This window comes from Hydrogenibacillus schlegelii, from assembly GCF_001653195.1.
Lineage (GTDB): Bacteria > Bacillota > Bacilli > Thermicanales > DSM-22653 > Hydrogenibacillus > Hydrogenibacillus schlegelii.
Genome location: NZ_JXBB01000022.1, coordinates 1 through 22,153, shown reverse-complemented (window position 1 = coordinate 22,153; position 22,153 = coordinate 1). Strand labels below are relative to the sequence as shown.

General features: G+C 58.8%; 20 protein-coding genes and 1 CRISPR repeat array. Of the genes, 2 read left to right on the top strand and 18 right to left on the bottom strand.

Features of this window, described 5'->3' with window-relative positions; all coding sequences use genetic code 11:
* From SA87_RS06890 to SA87_RS06845, 12 genes are all read right to left on the bottom strand, one after another.
* The coding region (locus SA87_RS06890) for a transposase (RefSeq protein ID WP_066201173.1) at positions 1 to 793 on the bottom strand (793 nt) is incomplete at its 3' end.
* A 176-nt stretch (positions 794 to 969) separates the two neighbouring features.
* A complete protein-coding gene (locus SA87_RS12680; protein ID WP_156423623.1) occupies positions 970 to 1,662 on the bottom strand; it encodes a 3'-5' exonuclease in 693 nt (230 codons plus the stop codon).
* A gap of 140 nt (positions 1,663 to 1,802) precedes the next feature.
* Positions 1,803 to 1,985 carry a DUF4926 domain-containing protein gene (locus tag SA87_RS14390; protein WP_082718443.1) on the bottom strand — a complete coding sequence of 61 codons (183 nt, stop codon included), beginning with the start codon at positions 1,983 to 1,985 and terminating at the stop codon, positions 1,803 to 1,805.
* Positions 1,986 to 2,306: 321 nt separating this feature from the next.
* Complete coding sequence (locus SA87_RS06885; protein WP_066201170.1) at positions 2,307 to 2,624, bottom strand: hypothetical protein; 318 nt, start codon at positions 2,622 to 2,624, stop codon at positions 2,307 to 2,309.
* A 109-nt stretch (positions 2,625 to 2,733) separates the two neighbouring features.
* A CRISPR array of direct repeats spans positions 2,734 to 3,555; the repeat unit is 28 nt; unit sequence GGTCCATCCCCGCGTGCGCGGGGGAAAC.
* Positions 3,556 to 3,685: 130 nt separating this feature from the next.
* The gene (gene cas2e, locus SA87_RS06880) at positions 3,686 to 4,015 is read right to left on the bottom strand and encodes a type I-E CRISPR-associated endoribonuclease Cas2e (protein WP_066201167.1); all 330 of its coding nucleotides are present in this window, start codon (positions 4,013 to 4,015) and stop codon (positions 3,686 to 3,688) included.
* A complete protein-coding gene (gene cas1e, locus SA87_RS06875) occupies positions 3,987 to 4,883 on the bottom strand; it encodes a type I-E CRISPR-associated endonuclease Cas1e (RefSeq protein WP_066201165.1) in 897 nt (298 codons plus the stop codon). The genes cas2e and cas1e overlap by 29 nt, the downstream gene beginning before the upstream one ends.
* Positions 4,880 to 5,623 (bottom strand): type I-E CRISPR-associated protein Cas6/Cse3/CasE, encoded by a 744-nt coding sequence (cas6e, locus tag SA87_RS06870; RefSeq protein ID WP_066201163.1) that lies wholly within the window; start codon positions 5,621 to 5,623, stop codon positions 4,880 to 4,882. Before cas6e ends, cas1e begins: the two co-directional genes overlap by 4 nt.
* 1 nt (position 5,624) lies before the next feature.
* Positions 5,625 to 6,392, bottom strand: coding sequence for a type I-E CRISPR-associated protein Cas5/CasD (gene cas5e / locus SA87_RS06865; RefSeq protein ID WP_066201160.1), 768 nt, complete (start codon positions 6,390 to 6,392; stop codon positions 5,625 to 5,627).
* Entirely contained in the window at positions 6,389 to 7,588 is a 1,200-nt protein-coding gene (gene cas7e, locus SA87_RS06860) for a type I-E CRISPR-associated protein Cas7/Cse4/CasC (RefSeq protein WP_066201158.1), read from the bottom strand. The genes cas5e and cas7e overlap by 4 nt, the downstream gene beginning before the upstream one ends.
* 24 nt (positions 7,589 to 7,612) lie before the next feature.
* Positions 7,613 to 8,128, bottom strand: coding sequence for a type I-E CRISPR-associated protein Cse2/CasB (casB, locus tag SA87_RS14385; protein ID WP_066201156.1), 516 nt, complete (start codon positions 8,126 to 8,128; stop codon positions 7,613 to 7,615).
* Positions 8,125 to 9,720 carry a type I-E CRISPR-associated protein Cse1/CasA gene (casA, locus tag SA87_RS06850; protein ID WP_066201149.1) on the bottom strand — a complete coding sequence of 532 codons (1,596 nt, stop codon included), beginning with the start codon at positions 9,718 to 9,720 and terminating at the stop codon, positions 8,125 to 8,127. The genes casB and casA overlap by 4 nt, the downstream gene beginning before the upstream one ends.
* Complete coding sequence (locus SA87_RS06845) at positions 9,683 to 12,370, bottom strand: CRISPR-associated helicase/endonuclease Cas3 (protein WP_066201146.1); 2,688 nt, start codon at positions 12,368 to 12,370, stop codon at positions 9,683 to 9,685. Before SA87_RS06845 ends, casA begins: the two co-directional genes overlap by 38 nt.
* Positions 12,371 to 13,159: 789 nt before the next feature.
* Between SA87_RS06845 and SA87_RS06840 the strand changes: the two genes are divergently transcribed.
* Entirely contained in the window at positions 13,160 to 13,630 is a 471-nt protein-coding gene (locus tag SA87_RS06840) for a DUF3267 domain-containing protein (RefSeq protein ID WP_245637674.1), read from the top strand.
* Positions 13,631 to 13,679: 49 nt separating this feature from the next.
* Here SA87_RS06840 and SA87_RS06835 read toward each other — a convergent pair whose 3' ends face one another.
* The 6 genes from SA87_RS06835 to SA87_RS06815 all read right to left on the bottom strand — a co-directional run bounded on the left by SA87_RS06835 (position 13,680) and on the right by SA87_RS06815 (position 21,444).
* A complete protein-coding gene (locus tag SA87_RS06835) occupies positions 13,680 to 15,476 on the bottom strand; it encodes a GmrSD restriction endonuclease domain-containing protein (RefSeq protein ID WP_066201140.1) in 1,797 nt (598 codons plus the stop codon).
* A gap of 351 nt (positions 15,477 to 15,827) precedes the next feature.
* Entirely contained in the window at positions 15,828 to 16,274 is a 447-nt protein-coding gene (locus SA87_RS06830) for an ASCH domain-containing protein (RefSeq protein ID WP_066201138.1), read from the bottom strand.
* 246 nt (positions 16,275 to 16,520) lie between these two features.
* Positions 16,521 to 17,144 carry an HNH endonuclease family protein gene (locus tag SA87_RS13745; protein ID WP_211258096.1) on the bottom strand — a complete coding sequence of 208 codons (624 nt, stop codon included), beginning with the start codon at positions 17,142 to 17,144 and terminating at the stop codon, positions 16,521 to 16,523.
* Between the two features lie 240 nt (positions 17,145 to 17,384).
* The gene (locus tag SA87_RS13740; RefSeq protein ID WP_211258095.1) at positions 17,385 to 18,362 is read right to left on the bottom strand and encodes a DUF262 domain-containing protein; all 978 of its coding nucleotides are present in this window, start codon (positions 18,360 to 18,362) and stop codon (positions 17,385 to 17,387) included.
* Between the two features lie 385 nt (positions 18,363 to 18,747).
* Positions 18,748 to 19,680, bottom strand: a complete 933-nt coding sequence (locus SA87_RS06820; protein WP_066201136.1) for a gamma-glutamylcyclotransferase family protein — start codon at positions 19,678 to 19,680, stop codon at positions 18,748 to 18,750.
* 81 nt (positions 19,681 to 19,761) lie between these two features.
* The gene (locus SA87_RS06815) at positions 19,762 to 21,444 is read right to left on the bottom strand and encodes a phosphodiester glycosidase family protein (protein ID WP_082718439.1); all 1,683 of its coding nucleotides are present in this window, start codon (positions 21,442 to 21,444) and stop codon (positions 19,762 to 19,764) included.
* Positions 21,445 to 21,643: 199 nt separating this feature from the next.
* On the opposite strand from SA87_RS06815, the gene SA87_RS12670 reads away from it, so the two are divergent.
* Positions 21,644 to 22,027 (top strand): DUF4282 domain-containing protein, encoded by a 384-nt coding sequence (locus SA87_RS12670; protein ID WP_082718438.1) that lies wholly within the window; start codon positions 21,644 to 21,646, stop codon positions 22,025 to 22,027.
* Positions 22,028 to 22,153 lie beyond the last annotated feature (126 nt).

Genomic DNA, 22,153 nt, shown 5'->3' with positions numbered 1-22,153 from the left:
TCCGGGTTTTCCGCCGGCGAATGCCTTCCAGCTTTTCCATCCGGATGGTGCTCACGCCACGGGCGAGGCACCAGTCCACGATGGCCCGGCTGATCTTGTGGTCCTGGTCTTTCATCCAGCGGGCTTCCTTATCTTTCATCTGGCGGATGGCGTTGAGCGCTTTGGCTTTCCCCATCCGCTTGCGGAGAGCGTGATAGCGTCGTCGGATGTAGGCTGCTTGGTTGCCGTGGAAAAACAGTGTCTCACCTTCGCAATTGACCACGGCCAAGTAGCGAAGCCCCATGTCGATCCCGGCGATTTTGTCCGCGGGAAGGGGCTTCTTCTCCTCGACGGGCAGCGTGACCGAAAGGGCGAGGAACCACCGCCCGCGCTTTTCGTACAGCTTCGCCGCGCCCTGCCTCACGTCCCGGCCGAGGCGTTCAAGGAGGGCGGCCTGCTTACGGGTTACCGCGAGCGGCACCCGCACCCGGCCGGCTTGCGTCGGAAACGAGGCAGTCCAGAAGTCTCCGGCTTTTTCCAAGCGCAGGTTCTGGTTGTTGAACGACGGCCAGAGGACCCGGAACTTCTGAACGTCCCGATGCGCCGCCACGTCCCGAAGCGCCTGGTTGATCACGGCCGACGGAAGGTCGCCGGCGAAGTACGCCCGCGCCGTCCGGCTGGTGAGTCCCTTTGGCCTCCCGGCGGCGACGAGATTGTTGGCGAAGGCCGTCGTGCGTTCCACGAGTTCCCGATACCGCCGGATCTTCGCCTGCGTCGGGCGATGGAGCCGGAGGCGGAGGGTGACGATTTGCAATCAGCTCCTTCCTTACAAGTACGCACGACCGGCTTCATCCCCGGAATGAATTCCGAGGCTTTCGCCGGGGGGCCGGTAAAACGATTGATTATATGCTCCCCCATCGCTACCCTAAACCGTAGCGTGCCGACACGCTACGGAGCACCGTACGACGTTTTTGGCGAACGGAACCTCATTTATAATTTATAATTAAATTTTCTTTTCCTCAGCATATTAAATAGACGTTCAGTGAATATGTGCTTTGAAACAGGAATGTCGTTAATAACATTTCTTAAGATTAATACAAGAGAAAGAACGTCTCCAAGCGCAGAATGTGGTATTAAGTTATCAATACCAAAAATGGATCTGAGTGTATCCAATCTGTGATTTTGTGCCCCACAAATACGATGCCAATCAATGATCAACGTATCCAACCAAATGATTTTAATATTATCGACTTTATGTATTTTACTTATAAACTTTTTATCAAAGCTTACATTGTGCGATATCACTACATCAGCCCGATCGATTAATCTCCTTATTCTTTCTGAGTCAAATTTTAATCCAATGAGATCTGCTTTTTTCAAGCCGTTGATTTGCGAAATATTTTTAGGTATTTGTCGAGAAGGCTCTTGCAAACCGGCATATGCATCTAAGTAACCTTCAATCGTCCCTTTCTCTCCATCTACAACAACAAGAAGGCCGGCAAATTCAATTATTTCATCCGTCTTAGGATTTAAACCTGTCGTTTCAATGTCAAGAATAAGCGCAAGGAACTGATTGGGCAAAGGTTCGCCTTCAATGCGTGGGATGAATTGAGGAATCATATTTAAGTTGATCCGAGCGACAATTTTATCCGGTAAACTCTCATTTCGATCTTTGTCTATCAACGGTAAAAAAACCTCCTTTGCTAGCGACACGAAGCTAATCCCAAATCTCTCTTTGAACCTGAAGATGAAGCAGGTGTCACAGTACTGCGTCACGCCTCCGTGCGTTAGAACTTCTTGTTAATTTCTATCGTTGTTCCATCTCACAGGCTTCGTCTTTTCCAAATCACTTTGTCAATCTGTGAGAGCTGTACAGTCTCCAATCTGCCATCGTCAAATTCAACCTCATATGCCAGCGGGCAGTTGGGAACATTGTACACTTCAACAACCGTTCCCTCCCGCCCATCTTTTAACCTCACGACATCAAGCTCGCCAATTTCATTCATCGACATAGGTGGTCACCAGCCTTGCCTTTTCGGGTCCATCCCCGCATGAGCGGGGGAAACTCAGGCAGGTGCGAGAAGCCGAGAATGGCGTGCGGTGCATCCCCGCATGCGCGGGGGAAACCATGGCAGCCGTCGTCCATGCCAGTACTGTTAAGGTGCATCCCCGCATGCGCGGGGGAAACGCCGGGATCGGCTGCGCCCCGTGGGGTATCCACGGTGCATCCCCGCATGCGCGGGGGAAACGCCGGGATCGGCTGCGCCCCGTGGGGTATCCACGGTGCATCCCCGCATGCGCGGGGGAAACCGCCTCGGCACGCCTCGTCAGTAGTAGATCGGATTATCTTGCTCGTCGTAGATCGGGAAGTCCGGCGGCTTGTAGTCCGTTTCGACCTGATCCCACCAGCCGGAAGACGTCAGCAGGGTCAAGACCTCATGCCAGTAGATCGGCCAGGCGGACATCTCGGGCCGAGGGTGATCCGAGTAGCCCAGGTTCCAGACCGCCTCGCGGCCTTCCTCGATGAACCGCTGCCTGTCGCGCGGCATGTCGTCCGGCCAGCGGGCCCGGACCTGGCCGTCGTCGCCCAGCTCGATGCGGCCGACCTCGCGGCCGGACTTGATCAGGCGCCACGTCACGCTCACCGCGACCCAACTCCTTTCACAAGTCCCAGCGCCAGGGCCATGTTCTCAGGGTCCAGCAACATAGCCTTCATCGGGTTGTCGAACAGCCACTGCAGGGCTATGGTCAGGACGGTCCATCCCCGCATGCGCGGGGGAAACTCCAACTGCTTCCACTATCGTCTTTTTCAACCAGGTCCATCCCCGCGTGCGCGGGGGAAACTCCAAGATGTCGACGTACCGCCCAGTGATCCGGGGTCCATCCCCGCGTGCGCGGGGGAAACTCCCGCTGATCCGAATTGGCCGGATTAAGCGGGGGTCCATCCCCGCGTGCGCGGGGGAAACCAGCGATCTCGCCGTATAGCAGCAGCTCGCCAGGGTCCATCCCCGCGTGCGCGGGGGAAACTCCCGCTGATCCGAATTGGCCGGATTAAGCGGGGGTCCATCCCCGCGTGCGCGGGGGAAACTCTTCAGAAGGCACTCCCTCCGGCGGCGATTCCGGTCCATCCCCGCGTGCGCGGGGGAAACCTTAGCGACACAGCCGCTTTGACTCCGAACAAAGGTCCATCCCCGCGTGCGCGGGGGAAACTCGTTGTAAGTGGAGAAGTTAGTGAGGCTAAAGGGTCCATCCCCGCGTGCGCGGGGGAAACCTCTTCCAGCGGCTCGGCATCACCCCCGACGAAGGTCCATCCCCGCGTGCGCGGGGGAAACGCGACAAGCTGATCTACGTGCTGAACAAGGCACGGTCCATCCCCGCGTGCGCGGGGGAAACTCCGTCGGCGGTTGGCTCCAACGCTGCTTTACAGGTCCATCCCCGCGTGCGCGGGGGAAACGCGGTTTCGTCGAGGCGGAACTGGAGCGCAGAAGGTCCATCCCCGCGTGCGCGGGGGAAACCGCCGGGAGATGTCTGTCCCGGCTGATCTCCAGGGTCCATCCCCGCGTGCGCGGGGGAAACTCTTGACATACCTATTTCTTGTGATTAAGATAGGACTTTTGAAACCACGAACATATACTCTTAACACAAACCCAGCGGTTACTGTCCGCAGGGGCCTTGAGTTAGAAAGGCCTTGAGCAAAAAGACTTGTTTAGCCCTTTTCCTTCCCTATTTCATCTTCCCACATTCCGGGGCGTCTGGCAAGCAGCATGCCATCTTGTTGGACAACATCGATCGGTGGAAGCCCGAGGACCCTGACGGCCATTTCGCCCGGCTGAGCGGGATCGCGCCATACCATCACGATACTCGCCTCGACCTCTCTTACAAACCATTCTTCGAGAACTTCCCATACCCGCTCGCGAACAGCCGGTGAAAAACGAACGGCGGCATACACGCCAGGGGCAAGCTCAAGCATGGAGGATGCCAGAAACCCTCGAATCCGGTCCGAGACGTTACGCGTCACGAGAATCGTCGCCGACATGGATGAGCTCCTTAATCTGATCGATCATACTGGGAATCAACTTCTTTTTACGAAACACGCGCGCCGCCTCATAACGGATCTCTCGCTCCAGAGAAAGCTCTCTGTTCTTGAGGACGCGGGCAGCCACCGAAAAAGCAAGTGGCAACGTCACCTCGACTCGCCAGAGGTCGGCGATGTCCAGCGTAAACGCATTGCTCGAATCCTCGTGGATGAATCCGAGCGGCGGCAGGGCCCCGACGGCGGCGACGGCAATGTCGGCGGCCGCTTCTACGAACGTGGCCGCATGGTTGATCGCCTGGTTGGGAATATCGGCCGCTTCGGGGTTTTCCCGATCATAGCGCCGCCCTTTCCACTCGACGCCGTATCGCTGAGCGATCAAGCGATACGCCTCTCGCAACCTGCCGCCTTCCATCCCTCTCAAGACGCTGATATCCCGATTCGGAAAGACTTCCCCGAACCGCCAGGCGTACATTTTTCGCGCGATCCGATTCCGCTCTTTCTCATCAGCCCAGAGCCGGGCGTGTGCGCGGGCCACATCGGAGCGCCCTTGCCCCATTGGGGGCGCCGTATAGAGCTTCACCCCACCTTCGCCGACGGCCGCGAGCAGCGTCCCGTGTCGCGCCAGAATCCTCAGCACATCGTGGGTGATGGTCGTGCCGGGGCCCGCAAGGATCATCGAGACCATCTGGTACGGAATCTGGTACAGACCCGGATCGATCTCATCGCTTCCTGCCGCCAAAAAGAGCAGGGTCCCATTTTCGACGTAAAGCTTTCCGCGCGACAGCCACAGCAGCCCGTGGCGATCCGCGTGCGGAATCCTTGCCCCGGCCAGACCGAGACGCCCTGACAAAAACGAGCCCTTGCTCATCGCACCGGCCTCAACAGGAGCATCCCGTATCCGAAGGCTCGATGCCTTCCGATGCCATGCGCCAGCAAGGCGGAAAATGCTTCGGGATCGTTCACCGTCAGTTCTCCGCGGATGAGCGCCTGGGGTCGAACGATCTGGCGGCGCTTTCGCTCCTTCCCGTGGGTATACCGGGCCTGCCGAACAAGCCGGAATCCCTCCAGGCGGGCGGCGTGAACGACCGTCGCCTCCCTTTCTTCCAACAACTTTTTGACCCACCTCCCATAAAGCTCTGCTCTTGACGCTTCGGCTTTTCCGCCGTTCTGCTCAACGTGATGAAGAAAAAGATCTTTTTCAATTGTCTTATCCCCCGCTTCACCGCCCGACGACTTTCGCGCGATGGGAACCGTCAGCACCTCGAAAGCCAGCAGCCGCCCTCGGGTAAATTCGGGCATCGGCTTGCTCAGGATGCTGCTTTCCGAATGCGGGAGAACTTGATACGCCCCGGGCGTAGCATATACGTTGAGCTGTTCTCGCAAAGCCTCCGCGTCATGTGGCGCGTATCCCAGGATCTTGGCGGGACGCCGGCGGGCCATAAAGAGCCGCCACGGCTTCGGCGAAAGCGGGCCGAACGCCGATACCAGCCACGTGTGGATTCCGTAACCGAGATCTTCATCATCCCGGCGCGGCTCCATGCGTGCGTCCTTTAAAAACCGCATCAACGCCCCGACATCCAGCGTGATCTCCACCAGATGCACGCCCATCTTAGTTCACCTCGATCGAATCTTTCACCTCGATCAAACCTTCCATTCGCCATCGGCTCCCGGCGGGAAGCTGATTGGCCCAATCCCTGAGATCAAAGACGCGCCTCAATTCGCCGCGCACCCCCGAAGGAGTCCCTAACTCATCCGGCCAGCAGGCCGGCAGAAGATCTTCCGCTTCCCTGCGAGACTCCGCCCGCCCCCGGCGGATCCAACGCGGGATCCGCCGGAGCAGTTCGAGCAGATCGTCTCCCTCGACGAGCGGAGTGGACGGGTCGAGAAGCGGGCGGGACGGTAGGCATGTTTTCCGGCCGATGAAAAGGGGACGGGACGGGCGCCGAAGAGCTTCCAAAATCCCATTCAGGCCCGGATCTTCTTCCTCGTTGAGCAGCGTCAGCACGACCGTCATCAGACCATCCGTCCAGTAATGACGAAATCGTTGATGGATTTCTTTCTTGGCGGTACCGCCGCTTCGGTGTTCCGGCCTTCCGCGCGTCGTCCAGCCCGGTTCGACCATTTTGGGCTGACCAAGGTCGACCGTTTGATAGTCGACCAGCCGCACAGGACGAACGTCCCACCGGGCGGCGTACCGGAGGCGCTCTTGCAATCGTTGAAGCCGATCAAAATCCCGGTGGTCCCAGCCTAACGCATTCCCGAGAAGCCCCGTCAAAAGCGCCGTCCCCGGAAAATAATCTGTAAACCCGTGATGATCGACGGCGGTCGTGCCGAAAGCGAGCATCGGACCGTCCAGACGAAGAACAACCGCCTTCATGCTCCTTCGCCTGCCCCTTCGCCGGCTTCGAAGATCGCTCTGAGCGTGCCTTCGATGGCGGTGGAGAGGTCGCTTTTTTGCTCCCGTTGCCGCGGCCAGGGATGAAGCGAGGCGACGTACCGCGTCTCGCCCGAATCGCCGTACATCCCCTCTAGCTTCGTCAGGTACTCCGACAGCCGGTCGACGGAACGGGCAAGTCCGTTCGCGTTCCCGTCCAAAGGCACCGGCTCCAGAAAGGCATTGGCCAGACTCCGGGGGAGCGCCTCTCCGGCTTCCAGCAACACAAACTCTGCCCGGGCATACGGCGCGGTCGCTCCCAGCTTGGCGCCGGGCGTGACCGTCGCGATCGCCTGAATAAGAAGCCCCAAAAGCTCCCGGGCCATCGCCTGTCCGTCCGGATCTTCCCTCCATTCCTTCCGATCGCGGCCGCCCAGGTTCGACACGAGGAGCGGCACGTCGACGGCGACGTACCCGTAGAAGATCCCGGCCCCGAGCTCCATGTCCCCCGCGTGGGCCGCGCCCGTTTCCTCATCGGCGGCGAGATCGTCGACAACCGTAAAGAAGTCGATCTCGGTCCGGAGCTCATGGGTGGTAAAGGCATGGGCGACATGAACCGGTGCGTCAACCCGTGCCAGAATATCCGAGGTGACAAAGCGCCCAAAGAGCGCGCCTTCGAACCCGACCGCCGGATTGCCCAAACCGGCCTGACGGAGCATGGACTGGATGTTGCTCTTGCTCTCTTTGATGGCTTCCGTCAAATATTTTTTTGCATCTTCCTCACTCCCTTGAGCCGCGGCTTCGCGGATCAGCTTTTTAAAGTACTCGGCCTCCGGCCGTCCGAACAAGACGGGCTGCTTCATCGCCAGAGTCGTTTTGCTGTCCAGCGCGTCTTTTTCCCCAGAGGCCCGCAACACTTCTTGAGCCAGGTGATAGGCCAGTTCATGCGCCAGCGTATCATCCATGCCTTCCCGGACGAGTTCGTGTTTGATCACGCGGGAAAAGAAATGGCGGGAACGAATGGCGGACGGCAAAGAAGTGACCTGCATCATCCAGTCGCGCCAGTGCTTTTTCTGGGCCTGACTCGAAATGCGCAGCCGCTCCGCGCCGCCAAACCGAATTCGCTTCGCCAGCCCCGTATCATCCCGGTTGAGCAGGCTGGCATGATAGCTCGTGAGGTAGTGAACCTGAAGAAACATTTTACATTCCTCCTTTGGTTTATATCAAAGATTTGTTGCTTTTTCCCTTTGAGATTCATTGACGGCTCGATAATAATCTTTGGCCACCTGGCGGTGGATGTCCTCTCGCCGTTCGGCGTCTCGCGTAAGCAGGAACCGGGCTGCTTCCGTCCAGTCGAACGCCTGTCCCTTCGCAGCGAGGAAGCGGACGGCGCGGAGGAACAGCAGCCGGCGGCCGTCGCCCCGAGCGGCGAGCAGGCGCTCGAGCCGGAGGTCGGAATACTTGGCATCGCCAAGGGCGTACCCAAGTCCGCGGCGGGGCTCATGAATGCGAGGATGCATAAGCGCCATTCCCGCAACCAGAGTCTGCCAATCCTTTCGCCGCTCGAGATCGGCGTCCCAGTCTTCGGGCAAGATCTGGATGGCAAGGTGATAAAAGGCAAGCGGCGGCGGTTGCGTCGGCGTCATCCGCCGAAGGGCGGCGCGATCTCCGGTCGGAAAGGCATCATCCCCGATATGCCGTGCCAGCCGTTCGATGTGCCTCTGAAGCGTGCTGCTCACGGGAGCACCTCCTCTTTTCTCGGTTGAAAGAGCTCGGAAAAGCGATTGTAGAAAGCGCCGAGGAAGATGCGTTCTGCCGCTGCAACCGTCTGGTACCTCCTTCCTTCTTTGCTCGGAAGGCGGCGTTCCGTCTCCCGCAGCACCTCGAGGGCGACGGAGTACAGCTTGCGGGTCCATTCCTGAAGCGCCTCGTCGCGCGTCGCGTCTTCCGGGACGGACCACAGCCAGGGAAAAAACGCGTCCTCCCAGGCCGCCGTATACTCCCTGGCCGCCCGTTCCCACCACGTTTTAAACGTCACGTTTTCACGCCCGCTGCGCTCCAGGGTGCCGAGCAGAGCGTAGACCGCTGGCTTCAGGATCCGGTGTTCCACCTCCCCCGCCCGTTCGACGGCTTGTTTACTCAACTTTGCGAATGTCTCGCGTTGTTCCTGTCTCTTCCACAGTCGGGGACGAGCGCGTTCGGGAATGGTGACGATCTGATGGTAAAAGCCGTTCGTCTTTCCCTCCCCCCGAACGAGCACAGAGATTGAGAAATACACGTCTCCCTGCCAACGGTCGAGCGGTTTCTGCAATGCTCCGAGCTCGAACCCCTCTTCAAAAATGAGTCGACGCAACGTGTCGACGCTTATGCCTTCCGGCGGGACGGTGTAAGCTTTCGGCTCGTCCTTGGCGTCTTTGGGCATCACCACCGGCAACCAGGCGTCACCGACCACCCCCTTTAAATCTTTGGCGGCAATTCTGTCGTTGTCCGCCGAGAGGCTGTCCGCCTGCACGATGGACGTCCCGTCGGAGCGAAGCCGAATCCGCCGGCAGATCTCGAGGTAGAACGGGTCGAGTCGACGGAGCGGAAGGCTTGTCTTTCCGTCCCATACTTCTGTCCAAACGAGGACCAGCCCCTGGTGCGGGTCATAACCGAACGGTCTTCGGAGCACTTCCCGGCGATGCAAGAGCAGGCGCTCCACGGCGTCCTGCCACCGGCGCCCGGGCCGGAAACTCCGCACCACTTCCGCGATCGGCCGGTTACCGTAACCGCTGTTCATGCGGGATATTCCGCGATTTCCTCGGCCATAGTATCCGCTCATCGTCTGCAAGCTGATGAGGGCGTACACCCATCCGTCGACTTCGGCGGAGGAGGCCCGCGCTTTTTTGAGATCGTGATTTTTGGCCGTCGGCAAGAGATCCAGTTCGTCCGGCGTATACGCGGTCGGCTTGAGGCGGGCATGGTCTGCATGGGGAAGCGGAGGTTGCATAAACGCCGGCTGCAACATCTCTTCCACCACCAGCGTCCACGCATCGTCCCCGGCGGGACCCGCCAGCGCGCGGAGCTTGTCCCGCCAGTAATCCGCCGGGCGAACCGGATCCTCCTCTCCGTTCCGGGCCAGGACGGCCGCTCCAAGGTAAGAGAGGAAGACGTGGAACGGGTCTTCCTGATGCTTTTGGAGGCCAAGGAAGTGCTCGATCTCATCTCGGCCGAGGGCTTCGAAGACCCCGGGGAGGCTCAGGCGCCTTCTCCCTTCCCGGGTCTGGACGCGAAAGATCGGATCTTCCAGCAAATTAAACAACCTCAGGCTCTGGGCGGTTCCCTTTTCCATCGGAGATCACCTCCAACCCGTAACGGCTGTAACGATAAAGATGCGTTCCAAAGCGCAAGATCGCTTCCACGCCTTCCTCAGCGGCCTCGACGATCACTTCATCCGGCGGATTCTCCGGAGCCCAGTGGGCCGGAATGGTGATTTCCCGGAGGGTCTGGCCGAACGGCGAGATCACCGGTCGGCTGAGCGGCACTTGCAACGTATCCGCCCCGAGGCGCGTGGTGACTTTTGCACCGTCTACATTAAATTCCGCCTCCCCGAAATGTTCGTCAAAACTGGCCACGATGTAATTGGCGGCAATCCCTTTGGAAAGATCTGCGCCTTCCCGCCCTTCCATGTGCCGCCGCCACGGAAGACTCTCATCGGCCAGAAGCTCCAGCCGTTCCGGATGGGTCACGGACTCGACGAGCAGCCGGTTGTCCCTCGGGATGACGACGTCCGGGCGGCCGGCAAGCATGCGCCGGGTGAGCTCGAGCATCCTCAGATCTTCGTAGACGCTGCCGTAACCGAGCGCCTTGTACGCCGTCCGGACATTGCCCTTCTCGTCCAGCGCCGCCGAAAGGTCGCCCTCGGGCACAAGCACGAAGCAAGAAGCCGGTTGCCGGTACGGTTCCGGACGGTCTTGCCGGTTGTGCCGGTGCAGCCGGCCGACGCGTTGAAGGAGGACGTCGGCCGGGACAAGGTCCGTAATGAGCACGTCGGCATCGAGGTCGAGGCTCTGTTCCAGCGTCTGCGTGCCGATGAGGAGAATCGGACCGCCTTCGCTCCCGCGTCCGAGGCGCCTGGAGACACAAGCGTCGAGGATCACGCGATCTTCGGGGGCAAAGCGGCCGTGGTGGAGCGTCACCACTTCCCGACCTTGATGGCCCCGGCAGCGAAAGAGCCACTCCTGATTCAGATCCGGATGCGCTTCGATCATTTTTTGCAGGGATACGGCCCGTGAGACGGTGTTCAAAACGACGAGGACCCGGGCGCCGGACCGGAGGTGCCGGATGATTTCCGCCGCGACTTCCTCGAGTTTTTGGGCCAGGGGGAGGAGCGTAAAGCGAACCCGTTTTTCCCGCCCGGACGGGACAGCAAGCCCCGAGCCATCGGCGAGCGTGATGCGGGGATACGGCGCCTCGACGGCCGACGCCCACCCGACGTTTTCTCCCGCTCCCCCGGCCGCCCGAAGGTAACGCTGGCGCGCCGAGGCGCCGAGCGTCGCCGAGATGAGCATCGCGTAGCCCCCGATCCGGTGGTGATGGCGCACGAGCGCCTCGAGCAAATGGGTCATGTACGCATCGGAGGCGTGGACCTCGTCGACGACCAGCAGGCTCCGGTCCAAACTCACCGAACGGAGATGCGCGTGGGCCGCCTTGACCACCGAAAGGAGCGCCTGATCGACGGTCCCCACCGCTACCGTCGCGGCCAGGAAGCGCTTCGGCCGTTCTGCCGCCCAGCGGCGCTCATGCAGCCGGAGCCCTTCGTCCTCCTGCCAGCGGTTCCCCTCCCCTTCGGCGGGAAGCACCTGCGACACCGGCAGACCGTCGACCTGCGCATATCCCGGAACGGCGAGGACGGTCACCGGCCGCTCTAAAGGATCCGGGAACCAGCGCTCCATCGCCCGATGAACGCGGGTGTAGAGCTCTCGCGCGGCGACGCGGGTGGGAAGCGCAAAATACAGCCCGTCCACTTTGCCGGCGGCAAACAATTTGAAAAACCAGTTCAACGCCGCCTCCGTCTTGCCGGAGCCCGTTTCGGATTCGAGGATCAGAAGCCTGGTACGGTCATCTTCCGGATCGAGGTGCTCGATGCGTTCCTGCACGGAATTGGGGGGAAACCCAAAGCGCTCCTCAAAACTGCGGATTCTGCCGAGATGCGGACGAAGGGAGCGGACATCGAGCCCCACGCCCCTAAGCAGCCTCGGCACGACATCCCGAGCATGAGCCAGCCTTTCCTCAAAGGTGACCGGGCGGATGGGAAACCAGTGTTCGTGGGAACCGAGCCAGTCGGCCAGCATGAGGAGGCCGGCAAACCGGTGCACGAACGCCGGGGAATCCGGAAGCGTAAGGCGCTCCGGATCCTCCTGGAAGGCCAGCGGGAAAACCCCACGGGCCCACGCGACGAGCTCCCGAATGGCGGCAAAGGGATCCCCTTCCGGACCGGGGGTCCATCCGTGGAGGGATCGCCGGCGGTCTTCGTCCTTCCCGCCGAACTTTACCGGTCGCCCGTGATGGGACAGGATCGCATAAAAGTAACTAAACGCCGTCTCGTCGTCCGAGAACCAATCTTGAAATTCGGGCGGCAAAGCTTCAAGCCACCGATTGAAGAGCGACGCTTCACCGACTTCGGGATCGAGGATCGCAGCCATCGCCCGAATGTGGCCGACCTTCTGTCTGTAGCCCGGATCAATTTGACGCTGAAAGTCGAGGTTGGCCTTTCCCATGTCATGCAACGTTGCCAGCACCGCCAGCCGATCGAGATCCGTCGGTCTGAGCGCTCTTCCTGCCGCCCGCTCCAGAGCGCGGCGAAATCCCGGGAGTTCCGCAAGCGCCCTCAACACGTACGCCACATCCAGACTGTGAGCCGCGAGAGGAAGGCAGCGAACTTTTTGAGGCTCATTCGCGTCGAGCTTGAGCTTCCCCCAAAAGATGCAGGCACGATCCACTTCATTATCGGGCGAGGAAGCATTTCCAGGCGAAGGTCCTCCCGATGGCACGTTCCATCCCTCCTCTTTCTTAAATATTTTGTGGACAAATATGTGGACATGGTCCAGCAGGGCCAGAAGGAAAGTGAGGATGAGTCTTCAACCAGTTTTCGATGGGGATGGATTAAAGCTGAGACATCCTAATTCTAATGCTCATTATCTGGAAATGTCAAGGGGTTCAGACCCCCGCCGCGCTTCTTGACTCGTCATCAAGAGCGTCGATAATGTAAGCTTGAAATGGGCCGGCGAACATGCGCCGCGTTTCCCCCGGCACGCCCGTTTGGGACGGTTTCGGGATGGACCCGGGGATGGACCCTAGGAAGGCTCAGCTTTTCCTGAGGGAAGATCTTTTCCCCCGCGGGAGTGGGGAACTCTTATTGTCTTTTCGTCATCTTATCACAGCCAGGGTGACAAAACGTGGCACTCTGCCCCTCCAAGCTTGCCGGAACGTCCAGCGATATGATCGAGTGGCGCAAGCCGTGGCCGAAGGGAACGAAAAGAATCCGCAAACGGGAATCAGGGAGGCCCGGGAGCAAGCGCCCCGAAGCCGACGGAAGCGAAATCAGGTGTTGAAAGTGACGCGACGGTGGAACCGGCAACCCGCTCGAAAAGCCTTTGGCTATCTCGGTCAAAATCCATAAAAAGTGGATTAGGAGGGTCTTGGTGACAACCGCTCAGGGTCGGCCGGTTATTGTTCCTGTGGAACGGGCCCAGAAGGTCGGTCTTCTTTTGACCGTCGGCGCGCTGGTGATGGAGACGGCCCTTTTTCTTATCCTCTGGGGAGCGGAACCCTTACGGGCCTTAGTCGCCGGTCCCGTCGACGTTCTCTGGGCCATCGCCATTTATTTCGGCGGCGTTGTCCTTCACGAGGGAATTCACGGTTTGGGCTTTTGGCTTTTTGGAAAAGCCTCCCCTAAGGACATCCAGTTCGGCGTCCTTTGGAAATACCTAACCCCCTACGCCCACCTCAAAAAGCCGATCCGCGCCCGGGCGTATCGCTTGTCCTTACTGGCTCCGGGGATAGGCCTGGGGCTTTTCCCCCTGCTGCTCGGGCTTTTCCTGGGTAGTCCGGGCTTAAGCCTGTTTGGGGCAGTCTTTCTGGGGGCGGCAGGAGGGGATTTGGCTGTAGATTGGGAGGTGCGTAAACTCCCCCATGACGTCTACGTCCTTGATCATCCCCATGAGATTGGGTTTTTCGTTTTTGAGAAGGAGACGCCTTAGAAAACTGTGGCAAAATATTCGCAGACTTTACATAGGGCGCATCGGATCATCACAGCACCTCGAACCAGCGTTTGATGCGAAGGGCCATAAGTCGGCGTCGTTCGGTGAGGAATGTTTCAAAGTCCGGTACCTCACCGTTCAACATACTCACCGGCAGACAGTTTTCTTCAAAATTTTGCCGCAGGGTGTCGGGATCGGTGATGCCTCCGTACCGCTTGGGTCCTCCATTCACTTGCTCAAGGATTTCCCTAAAGTAGACCTCCGGCGGCTTATCGCCGATGGCGATGTTGATCTCGCTTTGCGCCATCACGAAGTTGGCGATCTGGTTATAGCGGCTGCGGCTCAGCCCTTGCTTTTGGAGATACTTGCGCGGGAAAATGTGATGCTTGTCGCCGCGATTAAGCAAAAGATCGCGAACCGTGATGTTGGTGGATAGAAATCCTTTGTCGCCCAGCCGGGCCTGGGCGGCCAGATAAGCGATAAAGTACGGGGACTGCCCCGAGGAAGTGTTCATCAGCTGCGGCAGCATTCCCGTCCAAAACGTCGGAGGAATCTCGTTTTCGATGACCGTCTCCGCATAACGAACGAGTCCCTGCGCCTCGATCTGGCGGATGTCTACGTCGAAGGTCGACTCTAGGTTACCGGAATAGCGACCGGTGAGGATGGACATCACGTACCAGCGGCGTACGAGGCGTTCCAGCTCATCTGCCGGTACCCCCTCCCGTCGACCCCGAAGATACAGAATGTAGGCAGCATTGACGGCATTCTGAGAGGATATGAGGTCAGCGGCGACAAAGCCGGCCGACCGCAGAATCATGGTCAGACGATCAAAGTGGGTTTTCTTGATGAATGCGTGCACACCCGATTTGAGCTTGGCAAAGGACTCCTCCGCAATCGATTCCTCGTACTGCTTGGTCTCAAAATTGCGTCCCGAAAGGAGCGCGACCAAGTCTTGCAGTCGACCGCGACCAAATTCGAACGTAAACGCCACGCGCAGCATGTCGGTGTATGTGGGAACGTAAAGGGGATCGTTGACTTCTGCAAGCCAGCGCATCGCCGGCCAGAACTCGGACCCGGCAAACTCCGGGTCGTTCTTTTCGATGGTCGAGACAACTTCAGGAGCTTTCGCCAGGTGGCAGAAGTAGTCGATGGCCTTGCGAAGCAAATGGCCGCCGTATTTTTCGTTGACGGCGATCTTGGACATGGCGAAGTCCGCCTGGGAGAGGGGGCCGCCGGCGGAGTTGACGCGGATGAAGATCTCGGTGACCGTCTCGATGTCCAGATCTTCGGCCAGCTCAATCACCCCGACATGGTTGTAGACGATCTTGCTGAGCCTCTGGAGCACTTTACCGATGGCTTTACGATCCGTGCCCGGGTTGTTCTCGACGTAATGATCGGTGAGTTCGAGGAGATCGCCCTCCGGTTTAAAGAGAACCGAAATATCTTCAATCCAGGCTTTATCCTTAGCGATCGCCGGGTTGCTGACCTCGAAGCGCTCCTCAACCGGATGAAAAGCAATACGGATGCGAACGGATTCATAGTCGTCGTTCAGCACTTCGTAACCCAAAAGGGCAGCCATGAGCGCCGTGATCCGTTGCTGGCCATCGATGAGAATCCGTTTGCCGGCGGAGAGGGTGCCGTCTTTAAGCTTCACCGTCGGATTGCGCCAGGTTATTAGATATCCCACCGGATAGCCCCGGTAAAGGGAGTCCAGGAAGTTGCGCACCTTAATAGCATCCCAGACGAAGGGGCGTTGAATTTCAGGGATGGCGATCTCCCCCGATTTCACCCAGGTTAAAAGATTTTCGATGGGATGAGGAGTAACGGAATAACGTTGTATGGACATCAGGGTCCCTCCAAAAGGCCTTCTTACATATCAATTCCTCAATATAAATCCCTTGGCCCCATCTTTATCGCAGAAGCTCCACGCGATACCTTTTAAGCGACTGCAGGGTCCCGGAAACGGGATCGGAGGAGTTGAGGTCCGGATTCGATCCGATCGGGCGGATCAGCGCTTCAAAAACGTCCCCATGCCGGGGTCGTCGCGCCTGGGCAAGCATACGCTGAGTCACGGTTCAAAACAGTTCAAAACAAGGAAAGAGCTCAGGTTGACGGTGAGGGCGACGTTAGTGATCCTGTTCTAACCGCCGATCTCCTTTGTAAGGAGGACATTATGCTAGTTCAGTGCGGACTGCTTTTACCGGGATCTCGATTTGCCGGAAGACGGCGTCTCCTTGACAAGAAGGGCATCCAGCTCATCCGGCGTAATGTACTCCGGATCAAATGTGCATCGATACAGCCCTTGCTGGCCACGGATGGGAAACGGTCGGATCGGGCGCGCATTTTCAAGCACCCAGGCAAAATAACCTTCCTCATAATCTTCTTCCAGCATATAGGCCGCTTCCACATCCTCCCGGAGAAAAGGCCGCACATCGACGAGATCGACGATGCCGACCGCAATCCCGCCCGGCAGGGTAAGGCGCGTTCCCTCTTCCGTATCGGCGGACCATGAGCGCGCCGTCGCCGCAATGACGAGCGGTCCTCGATGGCGCGTCTTCCACGATCGCACTTCGATCGTCTTTGCTCCCACGGCGATCAGATAGGCATACGGCTGATCGATGGAAATGCAGCGAAACTCGGGCATAGTCTATCCCCCTTTTTATGCGCGCCGGGCTCGAGAACGCGCTTCTCAGCAGACGTTTGGGCGTAGGCCCGATCCCTGAAGCGACTTATTTATTTATCGTCATCCTATCACGGACAGGGTGACAAAACGTGGCACTCTGGTTTCCGCTTACCGAAAACATCGATGCAAATTGTACCTCTTCTGAATGTCGCCGATCACCGCGCTCCTGTCGCCAGGTGGGCTACCCGCCCGTAACGCTCTCGCTTATTATTGAAGAAGAGGATCGATCTGAAGCAGCCGTTCTGGACTCCAGACCTTTTCGGCCAAGAGGCGATAAAGCTCCTGGCGTTCGACAAGATCGGCTTTCTTGAATTCGGCATGAGGACGAAACGGGAGTCCGCTCTCCTTGACGAACCGGACGAACCCGGGATCATGTTCGTACGCCTCCTCGTGAAGGCTCTGAGCCAGAAGATTTTGCTTCAGGTAGTGTTTGCGCTTCTCTTCGTAGGGGAGGTCCCCGTAACTCGCGTTGAAGCTTTTGGGGAGAAGGAGGAGACCACCGATGCGATTTCGGTATTCCGCGAAATCAGAGGGGTGGGAAAACTCATCGGCGTGCCGGTCGTACTGATTGGCCCAGATGTGCTCGATTTCGTATCCCTGCGCCCCCTGTCGCTGAATGTATTCGTGAAAACGGGAAGGACGCCCCGATTGCGTCTCGACATAATCCGTCATCCGCGCCAACAGATAATGAACCTGTCGGCCGTTCATTCCATGCAGCCGAAACGCAGGATTGCTGGAAAACGTTTCTTTATCTGCATTCAGCCACTCCAGCAACCGATCGATGAGGGCGGGAAGATCCTGACCCCGGATCTCACGCATGATCTGAAACATGCTGTCCTGCATGGTCGAATAATCGATGGCACGCCAGTTCCAGATGCGGCGGGCCAGCAGGATGTCCAGATAAGTCGCAACAGCGTTCAGCTTGGCCCGGATCTCCTCTTCGGAATCGTCCCCCCGAAGCGGAGCAAGCAGGACCGGGTGCTGGAGCGTGAAATTGAGCTGAGCATTGTAATAGATCGCTTCGAGCCCTGGGATTTTGTTTTTTTCGGCTTCACCGCGAATATATGCGTATCAGCGGGAATAGAAGGAAAAATCTTCCTTGACCAATCGCGCAAAGGCCGCGCCGTTGGTGAGGCCCATCCTTTCCTTCTTGTCGCGTACCCAACGGTGAAATTGTGAGCCGATCAGCTCAAAATCGCCGATCCTGGTCCCGTTTTTACGGTCGCGAATGCTTTCGGCGTACTGGCTGCGCAACCACGCCTTGATTCCGTCGCTTTCTTCTCCCTTGCCGATCTCCTGAAGCTTTTTTACCTGTTCGCGCCAGACGCGGCTTGCCTCGATCCGCTCTCTTTCATCGGTGATATTCGCGAGGAGGTAGCTTTTGAGCATATCCGTGGGCGTAAGGCGTAGCCCGCGATCGTTCATCGTCTCAAAGATTCGATAAGCGTCCGCATCGCTGTAGACGGTGATCTCTACCAGGTAGACGTTCTCGATGAGCCAGTCCGCAAAATACGGGAGCGCCTCTCCTCGAAGTTCTTCGGGAAAATATTCGGCCACGTCCTGATACCGTCGATAAATATTGACGACCGCCTCAGGCTGCCCGGTTTCATCAAACGGTTTCCCGGTAAAAAGGGCGTCCATGCATGCGTAACGTTCCTCGATATCGAGATTGAAGGAGCGCCGGCCGAATCGCCGGGAAAAGATAAGGTCAGCGAGCTGCGCTTTCTGCTCCTCATCATTCAGATGCCGGTACAGGAAGATCAGAAGAAGCGTGAGCGTCGTAAGGCGTTGCTGACCGTCGACGATAAATTTTTTCCCGTCCCGGTTGCTGATGATGATTGAACCGAGAAAGTAACGGTGGTAATGTTCGACGGCGCTCCGATCGTTTCCCGGGCGATGGCTTTCCTTGAATTCCTCGGCCAGATCTTTGATCAGCTCGGTGACGTGTTCGGATTGCCAGCCGTACTCGCGCTGATAGTAGTCCACGCTGAACTTGGTCCCGCCAAGAAGCGCCCGAAGGTTTTTGGCATCGGCCCGAATCTCCTGCAAGGTACGAACCCCCTTCAATTGCCGGCCAGAACGGCATCTTGCCCGGGAGGATCGCTTCGACCGCCTGCATCGGCTGAACCTTTGTTCTGAATTGGTCGCTTCGTGAGGGAGCCCCTCGTCCGTCCATCGCCTCTTGCGAACCCGCCTGCCCTTCGTTCATCCCGGCACCGGGAACGGGAACACTCGGTAACGCGAGGGAACCCCCGGTAAAGCCAAGGAACGATCGATAACGCAAAAAGAACGCCCGATCGCGCAAGGTAATGCCCGGTCACGCCAAGAAACGCCAGGTAATGCTAAGAAACGCCAGGTATTGCTAAGAAACGCCAGGTAACGCAAATGAAGAGAAAGCGTTCACCCGACGCGGACGACGGCCATGGAAAAAGAGCTATATTCTGCATTTATTGAACAAAAACTCATAATACTTTTCGCTGACGAACCCGCGGGCGCCGCGGAGCATTTCCTCCGCATAATGGGGAGGCGGGGGTGTCTCCGGGCCTTTCGCCACGACCGTAAACGTGACCACGTCCGTCACCGTCTCGCCGCCGATTTCCAGATCGACAAACGTCGGGCGGTACGCTCCTTTCTGCACGCCTTCCCGGTCGTACAAATAGCGAAGCGCCTCCCGACCGATCCGGTAGACCTTCCCTTCCACGACGTCGTGGGGCGCCCCCGTCTCCACGATGTCGGCCCGCCCCATGCCGTCCGCTTGCGAACGGCGGGTAAACGCCAGCGTATGGCCTCGTAACACCCCCCGTCCGACGACATCCCGAAACAGCTCCCGCACGCCGTCCGTCTCGAAACGCCGGTCGTCCATGCACGAGCCGTAGGCAAAGTACAGCCAGGTATCGGAACCGTCGGCCTGACGATCCGTCGCCGATCCGGCCGACGCCTCTTTGGTCGGATCGGGCAGATGACGGTAAACCTTCCAGTCGCCGAAAGCGATCGGCTTGAGCCCGGTTGCCCGCTCTACCGGGTAGACATAGGCAAACGTTTCCGTTTCGCCGGTATCGGTGTGAACGCAGACGGACACGCGATCATAGTGGTTGTCGCGTCTTCCTTCGGCGTACCCTTCCAGCGCATCCAGCGCCGCCAGCGCGTTCTCGGAGACTTCCACGAGCTCTCCGTACACTCTCCCCGTGTGCGAAGAAGCCGAAGAACGATCAGAGCGAACGTCCAGCACAAGGGCCGGATAGCCGTAACCCGTATCGTACAGTCTTCCGGACACCCACGCCTGCCGGGCCAGCCAGACCGCTTCGTTCAATCTGAAGGCGTTTGGCTCATGGCGACGCAAAGTGCCGTAGACGAAAACGCGCGGCATGGCATTCCCTCCTTCAACCTTCGATTCGTGTTCAGGCCATCGTGTTCAGGCCCATCGATCGAATCATTCAAAGGCTTCCGATCAGCGATCCTCAAACACAAGAATCGCGTTGCTGATCGCCCGTCCCGGCGCCGTGAGGTATCGCCCCCGGTAATAAAGCCCGCTCGATGCGCCACCGTCTAAGTTCATCGCCTGCACGGCGCCGAGCGCCTTCATCACCTGGGCGAGTTCGGGGATCGTGGCGCCCGGCACGGTGACGAGCATGACGTAGCCTTCTTTCGTCGTCCCGATTGCGCTTCGGGCGCCGCCCAGGGTGAGGATCTTCGGATCGGTGAAGCCTTCCCGGCGGGGGTCGACGACGATCCTCCCGTGCATCACGAGCCGCGGGCCGGCGCCGACGGCATCGTCGATTATCGACCAGTCGATCGGCCGCTTCGCCGGGTCTTCGTGGCGGAGCCGGTAACCCGCGCTGACGCCGACTTCAAAGCGGCTCAGGATGTCCCGGTTGGTCGGATCCGGCCCGATATGGACGACGAATCCGTCCGGCGGGATCGCCGCTTCGCCCGTGACGATCGCCTGGACGATCCCCCGGCGCACGATGACGGAATGACCGGTCGCTTTCCCGGTCTTCGTCCCTTTTTCCGGCGTGAAGAGGGTGATCGCCGCCGGTTCGTCCCGCAGGTGGTTGATGCCCCACGCGTACCAGTTGTTGGGCCATTCGAAGCTGTCCCGGAGCATGCCGTCGACGAACGTGCGCAGGGTCGAAAAGCGGACCGTCCCGTCTTTGCCGAAGCCGACCGTGGAGCCGACGTTGGAAAGATGCACGAACTTCCCCTTGATCTCGAGATTCCCCTGCGGCTGTTTGTCGGAGTAGGCGTTGAAAAACGTGCCGTTGATGGCGGCGACGGCCCCGTGCCGCCGCGCCAGCGCCGCCAGATCTTCCGTCCCGCCGACCACGCCGCCGCCGAGGGCGGTTTTGATTTTCACCCTGGGACTTTTCGGGTTGACATAGACGATCTGCGCCGTTATGGTTTTCCCGCCGATTTTGACCGCCCGAGCGGCGTTCCAGACCGTTTTGTTCGGATCGTTTCCGGGAATCTTTTCCTTTGCCCGTTCTGCCGCTTTCTTTTGCCTGTACGCCTGGGCGTCGGCGCGGTAGTCGAACAGCTGATTCAACAGGACCGCCGCCTGAGCCCGGGTGAGCATCTCTCCGGCGCCGAAGCGGCGTTCCCCCGTCGCCGCATCCCGCCCGATGCCGTCGGTGAGAGATTCGAGATACGCCGTGTTGACGTAACCGCGATCGACATCGGAGAGCCGGTCGCTGTCGACGAAGAAGTCGAAAGAGGCATCGCGCGGCGGAATCCCGAGCGCCCGGAGCGCGTAGACGAGCGCTTTTTCCCGCGGGATCGGCGCCTGAATCCACTCGGGTCGCCACGTCGCCCCGTCAAGGATGCCGGCGTTCTGAAGGGCCCGAATCGTTCCGGCCGCCCAGTGGTCGCCGGGAGCCGGCTTCTCCGGCTCGATCGAAACGAGCTTTGCCAGCATGCTGAGGTACTCGGCGTATGTAAGCGCCTTTTCCGGGCGGTACGTTCCGTCCGGGAATCCGTCGACCATGCCGCGCGTTCGAGCCTGCATGACCGCGCGTTCATACCAGGCGCCGGGCGGGACGTCGCTGAAGCGAGTTTCCGCCTGAGCCGTTCTGACCCCCCCGATGGAGAGACCAACAGCCAACGCCAACTGAACGGCGATGACAGCAAAAAGCATTCTCAATTTTCATCCCTCCTAGTCTCGGTTACAAAAAGAAAGTCAAGATTTTCACGATATCGTCACCATCATCCCCCCATCCCCGGAAAACTCTGACCGCCCGCGAAACAGTTTACGGCATCGTTGTTCCGCCTTCAAGGCTCGATCATCGAGCGCTTGATAAAACCATCGATCATTTTGATATAGAGTCAAAAACCAATTGCGCTGCATCTTTGATTTTTCGTTTCGCCGCTTCATCACGCCTCAAGTCTCGGGCATTTTTTATGGCTTGGCCGTAGTAGTCATCGGTCTTTTTTCCTTCGTCCTGCTCTTTCTTCTTTTCCCCCTTTCGTTGATTGTTTCTCCCGCTTTCTTCATCATTTCGGTCGTTTTAGCCCGGATCGGCATAGAATCCACTGTTTCTCTTATGCGCATAGCGGAAAATTCGTCGCTCCTGGTTGAACTTGAACGCAAACGTCTGACCGAATCAACTTCAGCAAAACCGCACGAGGCTCTACCACCTGCATCAAGGCCTGCGCACCCGACGGCCCCGAATGCTTCTTCTTCGATAGATGGCGGCCAAATGCCCTCCACCCCCTTGTAGATCAAGTCCAGTATCATGTGTAAATTGCCCTCTTCGGCGAATGAAAGGACAGGTCACTCAGGCATTCACAACGTGCAGCATGGCCGGCTCAGTGGATTTCTGTTGTTCCTTCTTCCACTGCCAATA